The organism is Citrobacter sp. Cpo090 (genome assembly GCF_030332665.1).
Lineage (GTDB): Bacteria > Pseudomonadota > Gammaproteobacteria > Enterobacterales > Enterobacteriaceae > Citrobacter > Citrobacter portucalensis.
Genome location: NZ_JAOWHK010000025.1, coordinates 1,466,042 through 1,482,020, shown reverse-complemented (window position 1 = coordinate 1,482,020; position 15,979 = coordinate 1,466,042). Strand labels below are relative to the sequence as shown.

The 15,979-nt window shown below is 51.3% G+C and carries 16 protein-coding genes; 5 read left to right on the top strand and 11 right to left on the bottom strand.

Annotation, left to right across the window (positions count from 1 at the left end; genetic code table 11):
- Positions 1-14: 14 nt before the first annotated feature.
- On the bottom strand, positions 15-443 hold the full coding sequence (gene uspG, locus OGY83_RS09905) for a universal stress protein UspG (RefSeq protein ID WP_003022101.1): 429 nt from the start codon (positions 441-443) through the stop codon (positions 15-17).
- Between the two features lie 183 nt (positions 444-626).
- The gene (gene rnk, locus OGY83_RS09900) at positions 627-1,037 is read right to left on the bottom strand and encodes a nucleoside diphosphate kinase regulator (protein WP_005120853.1); all 411 of its coding nucleotides are present in this window, start codon (positions 1,035-1,037) and stop codon (positions 627-629) included.
- Positions 1,038-1,312: 275 nt separating this feature from the next.
- Between rnk and OGY83_RS09895 the strand changes: the two genes are divergently transcribed.
- Both OGY83_RS09895 and OGY83_RS09890 read left to right on the top strand, forming a co-directional pair.
- Entirely contained in the window at positions 1,313-2,143 is an 831-nt protein-coding gene (locus OGY83_RS09895; RefSeq protein WP_079936951.1) for an alpha/beta fold hydrolase, read from the top strand.
- A 96-nt stretch (positions 2,144-2,239) separates the two neighbouring features.
- Positions 2,240-2,863, top strand: coding sequence for a flavin reductase family protein (locus OGY83_RS09890; RefSeq protein WP_286635775.1), 624 nt, complete (start codon positions 2,240-2,242; stop codon positions 2,861-2,863).
- A gap of 41 nt (positions 2,864-2,904) precedes the next feature.
- Here OGY83_RS09890 and rna read toward each other — a convergent pair whose 3' ends face one another.
- The 8 genes from rna to citC form a co-directional block, all read right to left on the bottom strand.
- Entirely contained in the window at positions 2,905-3,711 is an 807-nt protein-coding gene (rna, locus tag OGY83_RS09885; protein WP_003835606.1) for a ribonuclease I, read from the bottom strand.
- A gap of 110 nt (positions 3,712-3,821) precedes the next feature.
- A complete protein-coding gene (gene citT / locus OGY83_RS09880; protein ID WP_079936949.1) occupies positions 3,822-5,285 on the bottom strand; it encodes a citrate/succinate antiporter CitT in 1,464 nt (487 codons plus the stop codon).
- A gap of 25 nt (positions 5,286-5,310) precedes the next feature.
- Positions 5,311-6,216 (bottom strand): triphosphoribosyl-dephospho-CoA synthase CitG, encoded by a 906-nt coding sequence (citG, locus tag OGY83_RS09875; RefSeq protein ID WP_003831272.1) that lies wholly within the window; start codon positions 6,214-6,216, stop codon positions 5,311-5,313.
- Positions 6,185-6,739 (bottom strand): citrate lyase holo-[acyl-carrier protein] synthase, encoded by a 555-nt coding sequence (gene citX / locus OGY83_RS09870; protein ID WP_286635774.1) that lies wholly within the window; start codon positions 6,737-6,739, stop codon positions 6,185-6,187. The genes citG and citX overlap by 32 nt, the downstream gene beginning before the upstream one ends.
- 3 nt (positions 6,740-6,742) lie before the next feature.
- Positions 6,743-8,275, bottom strand: a complete 1,533-nt coding sequence (gene citF / locus OGY83_RS09865; protein ID WP_079936947.1) for a citrate lyase subunit alpha — start codon at positions 8,273-8,275, stop codon at positions 6,743-6,745.
- Between the two features lie 9 nt (positions 8,276-8,284).
- A complete protein-coding gene (locus OGY83_RS09860) occupies positions 8,285-9,193 on the bottom strand; it encodes an aldolase/citrate lyase family protein (RefSeq protein ID WP_286635773.1) in 909 nt (302 codons plus the stop codon).
- Complete coding sequence (citD, locus tag OGY83_RS09855) at positions 9,190-9,486, bottom strand: citrate lyase acyl carrier protein (RefSeq protein WP_003831276.1); 297 nt, start codon at positions 9,484-9,486, stop codon at positions 9,190-9,192. Before citD ends, OGY83_RS09860 begins: the two co-directional genes overlap by 4 nt.
- A complete protein-coding gene (citC, locus tag OGY83_RS09850; RefSeq protein ID WP_079936946.1) occupies positions 9,483-10,559 on the bottom strand; it encodes a [citrate (pro-3S)-lyase] ligase in 1,077 nt (358 codons plus the stop codon). Before citC ends, citD begins: the two co-directional genes overlap by 4 nt.
- Positions 10,560-10,950: 391 nt before the next feature.
- Here citC and dpiB point away from each other — a divergent pair, with 391 nt between their 5' ends.
- Together dpiB and dpiA are read left to right on the top strand one after the other, a co-directional pair.
- On the top strand, positions 10,951-12,612 hold the full coding sequence (dpiB, locus tag OGY83_RS09845; RefSeq protein ID WP_079936945.1) for a sensor histidine kinase DpiB: 1,662 nt from the start codon (positions 10,951-10,953) through the stop codon (positions 12,610-12,612).
- On the top strand, positions 12,581-13,261 hold the full coding sequence (gene dpiA / locus OGY83_RS09840; RefSeq protein WP_003831279.1) for a two-component response regulator DpiA: 681 nt from the start codon (positions 12,581-12,583) through the stop codon (positions 13,259-13,261). The genes dpiB and dpiA overlap by 32 nt, the downstream gene beginning before the upstream one ends.
- 149 nt (positions 13,262-13,410) lie before the next feature.
- On the opposite strand, the gene dcuC is transcribed toward dpiA, so the two are convergent.
- Positions 13,411-14,796, bottom strand: coding sequence for an anaerobic C4-dicarboxylate transporter DcuC (gene dcuC / locus OGY83_RS09835; RefSeq protein ID WP_003835592.1), 1,386 nt, complete (start codon positions 14,794-14,796; stop codon positions 13,411-13,413).
- Positions 14,797-15,258: 462 nt separating this feature from the next.
- On the opposite strand from dcuC, the gene pagP reads away from it, so the two are divergent.
- The gene (gene pagP / locus OGY83_RS09830; RefSeq protein ID WP_003831280.1) at positions 15,259-15,822 is read left to right on the top strand and encodes a lipid IV(A) palmitoyltransferase PagP; all 564 of its coding nucleotides are present in this window, start codon (positions 15,259-15,261) and stop codon (positions 15,820-15,822) included.
- Positions 15,823-15,979 lie beyond the last annotated feature (157 nt).

Genomic DNA, 15,979 nt, shown 5'->3' with positions numbered 1-15,979 from the left:
CAAATCAGTGGCTGTTAACGTACAACCAGTACCGGTAAAGTTGCATGGCGAACAACGCTGGAGGCGTTAGAGCCGAGCAGATGGGTGCTGATTGATGGGTTACGCGACCCAATGACAACGACATCCGCATTCAACTCTTCACCCAACTCGTTGACCACGTCACGGACGCTGCCAAAGCGGACGTGTTGCTTAATACGGGAAGGATCGATGCTGAAGTGACCGACCATTGTTTGCAGACGGGTTTCCGCTTCGTGTTGCAGATGTTCTTCAAAACGACGAACGTCAGCGGCAAAGCGGTGCAGGCTTAAGCTCGCTGAGCCTGGCAGCACGTGCAGCAGATGGATAACCCCTTTATCCTGGGCCAGAAATTCTGCATGGCGAATAGCCTTGTCGCTCAGTTCCATTTCGAATACATCAACAGGCATTATGATTGTGTTGTACATAAACATTCTCCTTGTCATTACATGAACACATAACAGCATAGTATTAAAAATGATTCTGTCAGTCACGACACAGATTTATGTTTTGCGAACAGGAAAGAAAGCGAGGAACAGGGAGATCTAAGCGGAAAGAGGATGCGGATGCATCCCCTGTAAGATAAAGCGAGTGGCTTTGATAAGACAGAGTTAGCGCAGGTAGTCGCCTGCAGCTTCAGGCTGGTACTCAAGCTCGATAACTTCGAGGTGCGTTGAGGTCCCGCCAGGCAATTCCCAGTGAATGGTATCACCAACGCGCAACCCCAGAAGTGCAGCGCCGACAGGTGCCATTACTGAAAGCTGTGTGCTGCTGTCAGTCATATTGGCCGGATACACCAGGGTACGCACACGGACTTCGCCATCACTCAGATTGCGGAATTTCACGCGGCTGTTCATGGTTACGACATCGTGCGGCATGGTTTCTGGAGAACACATTTGGGCACGATCCAGCTCGGCGTTAAGGGCGTCGGCAATCGGTAAACCAGCAAACGCAGGTTGCTCCAACAGGCGGTCAATGCGTTCCGCATCGAGGTCGTTAATGATGATAGTTGGTCTGGACATTTATTACTCCATGTCGTCGATACTGCGGGTGCGCAGGTAAATAATCCCAAAAGAAAACCCTCACCGTCAGGCGGCAAGGGTTTAGCTTTTATGATGATACTGAGACTTACCCCATGTTTGAAGTGATTTAGTTCACATTCAGGTAAATCATCAACATTGTCGCATATGGTGTGATTTTAGCCGAAAAACGTGATCGTTCTCCAATTTGCATTATGCTTTTTAAGCGCTCGCTGCGGGCGCGTCAAACAACTCAGTGTTCCGCAACAGGAGATCTCATGAGCCAGTACGACAAACTTACCTTGAAAGACGGCAGCTATTTGCATTTTAAAGATTGGGGAAGTGGACAACCTATTGTGTTTAGTCACGGTTGGCCGCTGACGGCAGATGCGTTTGAAGATCAGATGTTGTTTCTTGGATCGAAAGGATTTCGTGTGATCGCCCATGACAGGCGCGGGCATGGGCGTTCGGCTCAACCCTGGGATGGTCATCATATGGATCAGTATGCTGATGATCTGGCTGAACTTACCGCGCATCTCAATCTTAAAGATGCTGTACATGTCGGGCACTCTACCGGCGGTGGGGAAGTGGCTCGTTATATTGGCCGGCATGGGACGCAGCGGGTGGCAAAAGCGGTGTTAATTGGTGCGGTGACGCCCATCATGGTCAAGACTGACTTTAATCCAAATGGCGTGCCGAAAGAGGTATTCGATGGCATCCGTGAGGGGGTTGTGAACGATCGCGCCGCCTTTTTCTATGAACTGACTGCTGCATTCTATGGCTACAACCGTCCGGGCGCAAAAGAGTCGAAAGCCGTCAGGGAGAGTTTTGTTGAACAGGGTTTACAAGGTTCAATCAAAGCGTTGTACGACTGTATACACGCGTTTTCGGAAACAGATCTGCGTGAGGACCTCAAAAAGATGACCATCCCGACGCTGGTGATCCACGGTGATGACGATCAGATTGTCCCGTTTGAAACCTGCGGAAAGGTCGCGGCGGAAATACTGCCGGACTCGCAGTTGAAGGTATATGTCGGCGGCTCGCATGGAATTTGCACCACCCATAAGCAACAGATCAACGGTGACCTGCTCAACTTTATTCAGTCGTAATCGTTGGCAGATTGTTCTACGCTGATCTTCTTTTTCCAGGGGGATGAGCGAAGCATAATTTGTGCTGAGCTGACGTCAACTTCAACAGGGAACGCTATGTATTTCTATCAACCGTCACAGGGACACGGCTTACCGCATGACCCGCTAAATGCCATCATTGGACCGCGCCCGATTGGCTGGATTGCGTCGTGTGACGGCAATGGTCGGCACAATCTGGCACCCTACAGTTTCTTTAACTGTTTTAACTATCATCCGCCGATTATCGGTTTCGCCAGCAGCGGCTGGAAAGACAGCGTGCAGAATATTATCGAAACCGGTGAATTTGTCTGGAACCTGACGACTCTTGAGCTAGCCACTGCGATGAACGAAACGTCAGCCAGCTTGCCGCACGGTGAGGATGAGTTTTTTGCCGCCGGGCTTAGCAAGGCAGATAGCCGGATAGTCAACGTGCCGCGCGTGGCGCAAAGCCCGGTCAATTTTGAGTGTCGTTTATCGCAAACTCTGCAACTGACTACTGCTGATGGCGCACCTGTTGAAACCTGGCTGGTGTTGGGAGAGGTGGTGGGCATCCACATAGATGAAACGCTTCTGGAAGACGGCATCTATCAGACGGCGAAAGCGAAGCCTGTACTGCGTGCAGGTGGGCCAACGGCGTATTATTCGATCAGTGAAACACACCGTTTTGATTTAGTTCGCCCGGACGCCCGAGCAAAACGCTAAGCTTACGGACCGACGCCAGCTTGCAGCGTCGGTCGCGCGTTTCAGTATCCCACTTTGTCGATAATAAACTGTTTACCGCAGCTACCCGGATGCGGTTGCGGTAAGAATGACTGTGCAGATAACGTCTGGTTGATGTTGTCGGCTTTCAGGGATAACTGGATCTCAGTGAGATACGCCGGATTGCCGTGGCAGCTTAGCTTCACTGCTTTGACGTTCTCTTTCCCCCAGCTTTTGGCAACGGCGGCGTCAAATGCGTTACGGCTGACGGTTTTGCCGTAGTTTTCCGCCAGGAATTTGCCCACCTCGCTGTTCTTAACCTCATTATTCAGCCGCACCATCGTGCCGAAGTATGCGTCGGGATCAAAACCGAAACACGCGCCATGTTTGGCATACTCGTAACGTTCCAGACAGGATCTCCCTCCAGCGCCGGGCATTACAGCGCTGAGTTTTGCCGCGCTTTCCAGCGACAGCCCGGTTTCGGGGGCCGCGCATTTACGGCTGGCGCGGGCTTCAGGCAGGTTGGGAATAGGGCGAGTCGCGCAGCCAAAACGCATCCAACGGCGGTTGTCTACTCCACGGGCGGCAATGGATTTAGGCAGGCTGGGCCATAAACCGTGAACGGTCAGGAAATCTGCTTTGTCTGCGCTCTCTTTTTGTAAACGACATTCGTCAGGCTCCTGACGATTACGCTCGTGTTGGCTTTGGCAAAATCCGGTTTGCCAGGAGAGGGCCAGCACGTAGCTGTCAAAATCAGCGTACTGTTTTGCCTGAAGTTCATCGGCCTGAGCTGCAGAAACTGGCAGCAGGAGTGCTGCCAGCAACGAAGAATAACGCCATGTTGATGTCATGATGATTTCGGATACTTATATAAATTCTGAATATCATCTATTTAATCATAAAAAATGCCAGTCAGGTTTAGCTGACTGGCATCATTTTGATCAGGCGTGAACAGGAATGATTAGCTCCACATTGCCAGAATCGGCCAACCGACCAGCAGAAGCATAGCGATGTAGATAACGCCGAAGATAGCACCCAGACGCCAGTAGTCTTTGGACTTCACGTAACCACAGCCGTAGATGATAACACCAGGACCTGTTGCATATGGAGTCAGACAGCCCATGATACCGATGGACAGTACCAGCAGGATACACAGGTGTTCCATCGGCACGCCCGGGATACCTTTACCGACAGCCAGAATAACCGGCAGCATGGTGGCGGTGTGAGCAGAAAGGCTGGCAAACAGGTAGTGAGCAAAGTAGAACACCAGCACCAGAACGATCACGGTCGCGTTAGGCGAGAAGCCTTCCAGGTGCGTGCTCATAGTGTTGGCGAACCAGTCGATGAAGCCTGAACGGGTTAAACCATTCGCCATAACGACCAGCGTGGCGAGGTTAACCAGGGTGTTCCATGCACTGTTATAGCGGGTAATGTCTTTCCATGGTACCACGTGCAGCGCCAGCATCAGGGAGACAGCCAGCAAACCCACTGCGGTTGCATCAATCAGTTTACCACCAAAGACCCACAGACCCAGGCTGAGCAGAACCAGACCGATCAGGGTCATCTCTTTGCGCGTCAGTTTACCCATGGTTTTCAGTTCATCACCGGCCCATGCGGCAACTTCAGCACTGTGAGTGACTTCTGGCTTGTACAGAACATAGGACAGCCACGGAGCAACGATCAGCAAAATAATACCGACCGGCAGGAAGCTGAGGAACCACTGCAACCAGCTGATTTGAATACCGGCAATTTTGTTGACGAATTCCAGGCCCAGTACGTTAGGCGCAGCGCCGGTCACGAACATAGAGGAGCTCAGGCTGGTACTGATTACCATCATCCACATCAGGTATCCGCCGATACGGCGCGCGGAAGGATCGTTCGGGAATGACTTAAACAGCGGCGGCAGGTTTTTGATAACCGGGAATACGGTACCACCGGTACGCGCGGTGTTAGACGGTGTAAACGGCGCCAGCAGAATGTCGATGATAACAATCGCATAGCCTAGCGTCAGGGTACGTTTACCCATGAATTTCACCAGGAACAGCGCGATACGACGACCCAGACCGGTGACTTCATAACCCAGTGCGAAGATAAACGCACCAAACACCAACCACACGGTGGTGCTGGAGAAACCCGCCAGACCCCATTTCAGCGCTTGCTTACCCGCTTTAAACGCCGGGTCGGCCAGTTCTGAAGCATCAAACAGCAGATAGTTGCTGCCGATAACGCAGATCGTTACGGCGATAAAGCTGATCGCTGTTGCCGGGATTGGCTCCAGGATCATACCGACAATCATTGCCACGAATACGGCAAAGTAGTGCCAGGCCTGCGGAGGCATTCCATCAGGGACGGGGATAAGAAACATGACGCCCATTACGACCAATGGGGCCAGCAACTTCCATATTTTATCTTTTGCTAAAGACATGTGTGTGATTCTCCGGAAAGGATCTTTAATTGTGATAATGATGAACTTGTGAAATCTGAGCTAAGAACCAGGTGACGATCAGCAGATCGGCGCAGCCTCCGGGACTGAGGTTGCGTTCAATGCACTGTTGGTCGAACTGGTGTAGATATTCGAGATCGGCAGGGGTACGAATCCCCCCTTGCTGCATCAGGGCGGTGGCCTGCTGCTGTAGCCAACGCAGACCTTCTGCGCCGCCACGTGAAGCCACGTTGGTGTCGCCGTTGATAGACATCAGCAGCAATAATGTGTCGAGTAACGCCAGTTCAGGGTCGCGGCCCTGAGTCAGCAGTGCGCGGTAGTGCGGCAGGGCATGCTGGATGACCAGCGGGTATCCCGCTTCGGCTTCGCCCCGTGCGCCGGTTAATCCCAGTTGCTGATAAAGACGTTGGCCAGCCGTGAGTTGTTGATTGTTCTGGCGCAGTTCGCGCTCGGTCAGGCCACGGCAAAATGTTGCTGCCGTAGAGCAAATGGTTTCAGCGGTAACAGTTAGTTGGAGCTGGTGCAGGCGGCCAATGGCGGCACACAGCAGGCCCAGAGAAAAGATGCTCCCTTTATGGGTGTTCACCCCGGCGGTAGCGCGGAACATATCGGCTTCGCAGGCCATACCCAGCGGGCGCAGTCCTTTCAATACATCCTCAGGCGACAGCTGTGCGCTAAACGCCCCATATTCAATAAAACGTGGCAGCCATGACTGAATCGCTTCAGCGCTGCGATGAAAATCTTCCAGCGCCATATCTTTATGCGCGCCGTTGTTAATACGGTCTACCAGGCCGGGTTTGGGCGACAGGTTGACTTCAGTCAACATGGCGCGCCACGCAAGCGTTGCGTAAGCATCAGGCAGATCCAGAGGAAGGACTGCGTTATTGGTTGATGTTGCGGGAATCGGCATCATGCAGCAGTGCCTCCATCTGAGTGAGTAAGTCGGAAAGCGCGTGGGTTTTACCCCGCGCACAGTCGGCAGCACTTTGCTCGCACAGCAGACAGCGGCGGGCAGGGAGTGCGAAATGACGCCGGGACAGAATTTCCCCTTCAGGAGTCAGGACATCGATGTCCCATAGCCGTCCCAGCGGGTGTGAATGCTCGAGTTCAATCGTGGCGAGCTTGAGGTCATGGGCCGGAGCCTCAATAGACAAAAGACCTTCCGGACCGCTGGCAGAAACCAGCGCTGTTTGCTCCCTGACAATCCAGGCGGATTGTTCCGCTAACGCGAGCAGGGCGGTTACGCCGTGATTAAAGATGCGACGCGTTAATTCGCTGTCTTTAATCGGCCCCGGTGCGACTACGGTAAACGAGACCAGCGGCGCAGAGTGGCGTGTCAGCCAGTCCTGTTGCCTTGCTTGTCTCTCATCACGGCTGGCGAGCAGCTCGGGAATGGAAACCGCGTGTTGGGTGGCGTATTCAGGGAGCAGGTGCATGGCTTATTCCTTCACCTGATGCACAACGTCAATCACTGAACCATCGCGGTAACGCACAACGGCAATCACGCGGTCAGTGAATTCGATAGCGCGAGGCTGGCCGGTAAGTTGCTGTGCACGTTCGCGCAGCCATTCGATGGACACCACTTTCATACCGGCTTCTTTCAGACGTTCTGCCAGTTCCGGACGTGCAGGGTTGACGGCGATACCGTGGTCAGTGACCAGAATGTCAACGCTGGAGCCAGGGGTTACGCAAGTCAGCACGTTATCAACCAGCGTCGGGATGCGTCCGCGAACCAGCGGCGCGACGATGATAGACAGCGCAGCGGCAACCGCGGTATCGCAGTGACCACCGGAAGCACCACGCAGTACGCCGTCAGAACCGGTCAGTACGTTAACGTTGAAGCTGGTATCAACTTCCAGCGCGCTGAGCACCACGACGTCCAGACGATCGACGGACGCGCCTTTCGAGCCCCAGTTGGCATACTGGTTGGCACTGATCTCAATGTGGTTCGGATTGCGGGCCAGTGATTCTGCGGCGTTACGGTCGAAACTCTGAACGTCCAGTAGCTTGCGAATCAGGCCTTTTTCGTGCAGGTCAACGATGGTAGCGGTAATGCCGCCCAGCGCGAAGTCAGCACGGATATCGCGGCTGCGCATTTTGTCTTCCAGGAAACGCGTAACGGCCAGAGAAGCGCCGCCGGTTCCTGTCTGCAGTGAGAAGCCCTCATTGAAGTAGCCGGAGTTAGCAATGACCTCTGCCGCGCTACGGGCGATTAACAGTTCACGCGGGTTGGTGGTCATGCGGGTCGCATCGGCACCAATTTTGTCCGCATCGCCGACCTGATCGATCTGCACGATCAGATCCACCTGATCCTGCGTAATGCTGGCCGGGTTATGCGGATAGGTCAGCAGCTGTTCAGTTAGCAGGACAACTTGTTTCGCGTTTTCGGCGTCTACGCGGGCATAGCCCAGTGAGCCGCAGCACGCTTTACCGGTATAACCGTTGGCGTTACCAAACTGATCGCAGGACGGCACGCCGAGGAACGCCACATCAATGCTGAGTTCGCCACTTTGTACCAGATGTACACGGCCACCGTGGGAGTGAATCTGTACCGGTTCGGCCAGCAGGCCACGTGAGATTTCTTCCGCCAGCGGACCACGCAGACCGGAGGTATAAATGCGGCTAACCACGCCCTGACGGATGTGCTCAACCAGCGGAGCATGGCAATCGCTCAGGGAACTGGAGGCCAGCGTCAGGTTTTTAAAGCCCATACTGGCGATGGCGTCCATCACCAGGTTAATCGTCAGATCGCCACCGCGGAAAGCGTGGTGGAAAGAGATGGTCATGCCGTCCTGTAAACCTGAACGGCGAATGGCGTCTTCCAGGTTAGCGCACAGCTTTTTGTCGCGCGGTTTTTGCGCCTGCAATTCTGTTTTTGCGGTGCTCTGATAAGCGGAAAGCTCACTTTCTGCATGACGGCTCCAGGTCGCCACGCGATCCTGGCGTTGAGACTGTTCGATTTTCTGCGTCATTTTTTTGCCTTATTCTTCGCGAATGCCGGAAAGTTCTGCACGGGAGATAACCAGAAGGGCGCGCTCGATAACCGGGCTGTCGACCATTTTGCCATTCAGGGAAACTACGCCACGACCTTCGCGAGCAGCGGCTTCAGCGGCTTCTACGACCAGACGGGCGTGAGCCAGCTCTTTGCGCGTTGGGGCGTACAGGTTATGCAGGAGTTCGATCTGGCGCGGGTTGATGAGCGATTTGCCGTCAAAACCCAGTTGCTTGATGTGTGCGGCTTCGTGCAGGAAACCCGCTTCGTTGTTGGCATCGGAATACACGGTGTCGAACGCCTGAATACCGGCAGAACGTGCAGCCTGCAAAATAGAGCAGCGGGCAAACAGCAGTTCAGTCCCTTCCGGGGAGCGCTCAGTGCGCAGGTTACGTACATAGTCTTCCGCACCCAGGGCAATACCGATCAGACGTTCGGAAGCATGGGCAATTTCTACCGCACGGGTAATGCCTAACGGCGATTCGATGGCGGCTAACAGACCGGTGCTGCCGGGTTCACGGCCACAGGCGTTTTCGATACGCAGAATTTCGCTTTCGATGTCGATGACATCCTGCGCGGTATCGGTCTTCGGTAAACGTACGATGTCAGCACCGCCGCGTACCACGGCTTCGAGGTCGTTGATGCCCCATTCGGAGTTGAGGGCGTTTACGCGCACGATGGTTTCAACGTCGTGATACAGCGGATGCTGCAGCGCGTGGTACACCATGCGGCGAGCGGTATCTTTTTCACGCAACGCGACGGAGTCTTCGAGATCGAACATCAGCGCATCTGCCGGGTAGATGAACGAGTTGCTGACCATGGCGGCATTGGCGCCCGGTACGAACAACATGCTGCGGCGGGTACGGGTTTTACGTTGTTGCAAAGATTCGGAAATCACTGGCAATCCTCCCATGGCAGTGCCGGAATACCGCCAGCGCGGGCCAGTAGTGCTTCCAGTCGCGCACGTAAAATGCAGTCCAGTGCGCCTTTATCATCAACATTCAATTGCACGCCGCGTACGTTGTAGCGGGACAGAACGTCCAGAATGGTGGCCCGGATGGCATCACCGAACTGCTTTTCGACGCTACTGTTAACCTGCAGGTCAATATCCTGCGAATCGAGTGGGGCGATGCGAATCATCACATCACCGGACTCGAGTGTGCCTGCGACGGCTGCCTGGTTTATTTTCATTTTTCACCTGTTGCTAATGCGGGGGTATTTTGGCGGACTGCCGCACCCGATGAGGCTCGTTCAACCATGCTTTGCAGATACTGCAGCGTGGCGTCCGGGACCAGGGATGCGATAGCCGTGAGATCTTTTTTAACCAGCAGCTTGCGCACCCAGGAGGCGGAAATCGGCAACTCCTGGAAGCACAGCCGCTCAATTTCCACCAGTTCAATCGGCGGGGCGGGAAGCGTTGGGGTCTCCAGCCAGTAGCGCATATCGTTGTTGTACTGGGAGGTGACGGTGCAATAGGGCTCAGTACCGACGAAGCGGTGTGTGACGCCGAGAGCTGGAGCCAGATACTGGCGGAAGATTTTCAGGTCTATTTCGGTGTAGCAGTGGTTAATAACGCTCTGCTCTTTGATGAAGTAACACGGGAACGTGGCGCGGGAAATGATGTACTCCGAACCGCGATGCACGGTTAAACGTGGAATATCTTTTGTCCCTTTAAGCACCAGATCCAGACGGTCTTCATACGGAAAACGCGAGGTATCTTCTTTCACCAAAAACAGATGCAGCCAGTCACATTGCGCGGCTGCCTGTTGGATCAGAAAACGATGTCCGTTAGTGAAAGGGTTGGCGTTCATGACGATACAGCCAATTTTTTTCCCATCATGGCGTTGTTTTGCCAGTGATTCGGCGTAGCGTTTCAGGCGCGTAGTACTGTTTTCCATCAGCACCATAATGCCCGGCACGCTGGTGAGCGTAGAAAAACCGCACTGTTTAAACAGCGATTCGTACTCGGTTTTGGTATAGATGAAGAGGTGCGTACAGTGGCGTTCATAGGCAAGGTTGATTAACTCGGTCGCCAGTGTTAGCGCCAAGCCCTCGCCACGGACAGATTCACAGATTGCGACACACTTAATAATATTCCCAGCGATACCACCGCAGGCAATCAGACGATCGTCACGGGTGACGGTGATAAATACTTCGACGGTGGTATCAACGCTCAAATCATTCTCTTTCAGAAATTGCGCGATAGCCGCCATCTTTTTATTTTCTGAGCGTTTAACTTGCGTGAATATATTATTACCGAACATAGTGAATAGAGCCCCGATGCTATATTTGTTACTGGGTTTCTGTTTTTGTTGCTCTGTTTAGCAACCTGATAACGTTTTGTTTGCAACTGAAGGGAATGGTTTTTTATTACGGAGTATTTCTTTTTTTCCCTGCTGCATACATCGTAAGGGGTATTTTAGAGGTAATTTTTGATTTATTTCACAATAAGTTAGAAGGTTTTAATGTGTTTTATGGTTTTAAGTTTTTTAATTAATTTAACCCTAAAATAAGGTGTGGTTTTAATTTGTTTAATTGATTTAAGGTGGGGAATCTGCAACGATCATGTTTTATACCATAACGTGTAAATAGAACATTTTAATTACAACTACAATGAGAAATTAGTTTTAGTTAACGTCGGTGAGGAAAAATGTGATGGTAAAACAGAAAAATAAAACACGGTTTCCTTTTTTTCGCAGTCTGGCGTTTCCTTTACGTATCTTTCTGCTTATTTTGGTCGTTTCTGTTTTTATCATCGCCGCCCTGGCACAATACTTTACCGCCAGCTTTGAAGATTATCTGGCAACGCATGTCCGCGATATGGCAATGAACCAGGCCAAAATCATCGCCTCTAACGACAGTATCATCACGGCGGTTAAGCATCGTGATTACAAGCGTTTGGCGACGATTGCCGACAAACTGCAGAGCGGAACTGATTTCGACTATGTGGTTATCGGGGATACCAACTCCATTCGTCTATATCATCCGAACCCGGAAAAGATTGGCTATCCGATGCAGTTCACCAAACCCGGTGCGCTGGAAAAAGGGGAGAGCTACTTTATTACCGGTAAAGGGTCAATCGGGATGGCAATGCGCGCTAAAACGCCCATCTTTGATGATGATGGCAAAATCATTGGCGTAGTCTCAATTGGTTATCTGATCAGCAAAATCGATAGCTGGCGATCGGACTTCTTACTCCCGATGGCCGGTGTGTTTATTTTGCTGTTGCTGGTACTTATGCTGCTCTCCTGGTTTTTCGCTGCCCATATTCGTCGGCAGATGTTGGGTATGGAACCGAAACAAATTGCGCGGGTGGTACGTCAGCAGGAAGCGTTGTTCAGCTCGGTATATGAAGGATTGATTGCCGTGGATCCTGATGGATATATCACTGCAATAAACCGCAGTGCGAGGAAAATGCTGGGGCTGTCTTCACCTGGGAGAAAGTGGCTTGGAAAACCGGTGAGTGAGGTGGTTCAGCCAGCGGACTTTTTCACCCAACAGATTGCGGAAAAACGACAGGACGCGATGGTCAACTTTAATGGACTGAGCGTTATCGCCAACCGTGAGGCGATTCGCTCCGGTGACGAACTGCTTGGGGCAATCATCAGTTTTCGTAGTAAAGATGAAATTGCTACTCTTAATGCGCAGTTAACGCAGATCAAACAGTATGTAGAGAGCCTGAGAACGCTGCGTCATGAGCACCTGAACTGGATGTCGACCATCAATGGCCTGCTGCAAATGAAAGAGTATGACAAGGTTCTGGCCATGGTGCAGGGAGAATCTCAGGCGCAACAGCAACTGATTGACAGCCTGCGCGGCGCGTTTGCCGATCGTCAGGTAGCCGGTCTGTTGTTTGGTAAGGTGCAGCGCGCGCGGGAACTGGGTCTTACCATGACTATTGTTCCAGGCAGCCAACTGCATCAACTCCCCGAGGGGCTGGATAGCACAGAGTTTGCAGCAATTGTTGGCAATCTACTTGATAATGCATTTGAAGCGAGCTTGCGTACCCAGCAAGGCAACAAGGTCGTAGAGCTCTATTTGAGCGATGAAGGGGATGACGTGATCATCGAAGTTGCCGATCAGGGATGCGGTGTGCCGGAAGCATTGCGTGAAAAAATATTTGAACAGGGTGTGAGCACCCGTACCGATGAACCAGGTGAACATGGCATCGGTTTGTATCTTATTGCAAGCTATGTGAGGCGCTGTGACGGGGTGATTACGCTCGAAGATAACTCCCCCTGCGGCACCTTATTTTCTTTATTTCTTCCGAAAGTGAAAAAAAACAATGACGGAACCATTAACGCTATTGATCGTTGAGGATGAAACGCTACTGGCGGAAATGCATGCTGAATATATCCGCCATATACCCGGCTTCAGCCAGATATGGCTGGCGGGTAATCTTGCGCAAGCGAGGATGATGATTGAGCGTTTTAAGCCCGGTTTGATTCTGCTCGATAATTACTTGCCGGACGGCAAGGGAATTACGTTATTGCATGAGCTAACCCAGGCGCGTTATCCGGGCGGTGTGGTGTTTACCACGGCGGCCAGCGACATGGAAACAGTCTCCGAAGCTGTGCGTAGCGGCGCGTTTGATTATCTGGTTAAACCCATTGCCTACGAGCGGCTGGGGCAGACCCTGACGCGTTATCAACAGCGTCGACGCATGTTGGCGGGTAATGATAGCGCCAGTCAAAAGCAGATAGATGAGATGTTTAATGCCTACGCGCGGGGCGAGCCGAAAGGGGATTTACCGACCGGGATTGATGCCTTAACGCTGAATGCAGTGCTGAAATTATTTGCCGATCCGACGGTACACCATACAGCAGAAACGATCGCCCAGGCGCTCACCATCAGCCGAACGACTTCCAGGCGCTACCTGGAGTACTGTGCCAGCCGTCATTTGATTATTGCGGAGATTATTCACGGTAAGGTGGGTAGGCCGCAGCGTATTTATCACGGCGGCTAATACACGTCATCCTTTAAGCTGCCTCTTTGTTGGCTGCGTGGAGAAACCCCAGTCACATAGTTATCTATGCTCCTGGGGATTTCTTCACTTGCCGCCGCGATGCAGCATAAATGATTTTGTGTATTAAGGTCAGGTATTGACAGGTATTGTTAACCGCCAACGACGGCTGAAGAAGAACCTGGTACCATCACTTCAGTTGCGATAATCACAACCAACAGCCCAACCAGAACCGGAACCGAGGTACGTTTCACCACTTCGAACGGAGAAATCTTCGCCATACCTGCAACAGCAACCACCACGCCGGAGACCGGGGAGATTGTGCGTCCAAGGTTTGACGCCTGCAGCATCGGGATAACAAGGTAAGCTGGGTTAATGCCGGAGGAATGCGCCAGCTTAGGGATCATCTCAACGAAGGCATAGAACGGAGCGTTACCGGAACCCGTAGTCATTGCCGCCAGCATAGTCAGGATCACCAGCACCATCATCAGAATAATGCTCGCTGAACCAAACGAGGTGGCGATAGAAATCAGACTCTGAATAAAGCCGATTGTGCTCAGACCCTGGGCAAAAACACCCGCAGCGACTAACAACATCACCACGTTAGCAAAGGCATCCGCCATACCACGGTAAGCGACTTCCAGACCAGAGAAAACCTTTTGGGTGTTGAACCCACGTACGAACTCCAGAATAGCCGCGATGAGCATGCACAGAACCAGAATCGTAATGATGTGCAGCTGCGGGCCCCATTTACCATCAAAAATCAGGACGCCAACGATCGGGGTAAACGGCAGAATGGCGTAAAATGACGGGGCAGTCGTGGTGATTTCAGCCACATCTAACATTTCATGAGAAATGTTCTCTTTTTTATCCAGATAACGCTGCCAGAAAAAGTGGGCAATCGCCATAGCAATGATGGCGGCAATGGAAATGGGCAGCGTGGTTTTAAAGGCGAAATCGATCAGTGGCATTTCCGCAGCTTTTGCCGCCAGTACTACATCACCGGATGTTGGTGAAAGAATGATCGCGGCAGGGGAGGCACAAATGGCCGCTGCAGCGCCACGGCTGATCCCAACGTTAACCATGACCGGGAACAGTGTTGCCATCAGCAATACGCCCAGACCGGTTGCTGAAGAAACCGCCAGTGACATCAGGCAGGCGACAAAATAGGCGGCAATCATTAACAGGTAAGGAGAGTTGATATATTGCAGAGGTTTGGAGGCCAGCTTAACGACCATATCGTTCGCGCCAATATGGGTCATATAGGCGGCAAAACCACATAGCATCATGATCATCATGCCGAGATCGCCACCACGGCTCATCAGCAAAATTTTAATATATTCAACAATGTCTGTTGCCGTATAACCCGTCGATGCCGCGCTGGATGGCAAAACTTTATGCCCCATCAGCGCACTGATAATCAGCAAAACCAGACCGCCAACAAACAGTACGCCTGTCGCGGAATAACCTTTAATGATGTAGCGCGCTACACCGACAATAACCACAACCCCAATAAGGAGTTCAATAAATGTCAACATCGTTTCCCCTGTCGCATCGCTGCCCAGAAAGTAAAAAAACTAAAAAAAGTAAAAAGTGGTGACAGAATGTGCCTAATAAACCGATAACTCTTGCTGATTAAAATCAATAAAAATACGGATTCAAGCGATGGCTAAGCCGTTTTTTCAGCATCGTGGTTAAAAAAAGAATCTCACAATAAAAAACTGTGAAGCGCAGTGCTGATGTGTGTGTTTTGTTGCGATGTTGATTCTTGGTTGTTAATTTATTGTGATGATATTTAACTTTTTCCGGAGGAAAGAACAATTTATTGGCAATAAAGAGAAAATAGTTCCTATCAGATGGCTCAATAAATTAAGGGATAATTATCTTAAAAATTATAGGCTGAGGAATATTCTGATTTTTTAGCTGCGCATTTTTGTTAAGCTAACATTAAGGTTGGGTTTGCTACAATTAATAATAAATCCCAGGATGGTAATTAAGTTGTGATTGTCGCTAAACGATATTTTCTCATTTTTTCATTTCTTTTTATTCAGTTAGCTTTCATTCCCCAGGGCGCTGCTGAAGATAAAGGTTGGTTCGCTACTTTTAAAGACAACGTCAGTGAAACCTGGCAGCAGCCGGAACATTATGATCTATATGTGCCAGCTATTACCTGGCATGCGCGTTTTGCCTACGATAAAGAAAAAACGGATCGTTACAATGAACGCCCGTGGGGGGCTGGATTTGGTCAATCCCGTTGGGATGATAAAGGTAACTGGCACGGGCTTTATATAATGGCCTTTAAGGATTCCTACAATAAATGGGAACCTATTGGCGGCTATGGCTGGGAAAAAACCTGGCGACCGCTGGCGGATGAAAATTTCCATACAGGTCTCGGTTTTACCGCCGGTTTTACCGCGCGCGATAACTGGAACTACATTCCGGTACCCGTGCTGTTACCGCTGGCATCGATAGGGTATGGCCCGGCAACGTTCCAGATGACTTACATTCCGGGAACCTACAACAACGGTAACGTCTACTTTGCGTGGATGCGTTTCCAGTTTTGATGGACTACCTGTATTGTCAGGTGGATTATTAAAAAGTATTTTAAAAACAGTGAGATATCAACTTTAACTGAAAAATAACGCGACATTTATCACTTTTTGATAAAGTTCGACTGGACAAAGCGCACCACAATTGTTGTACTGATACCCGACACAGCAT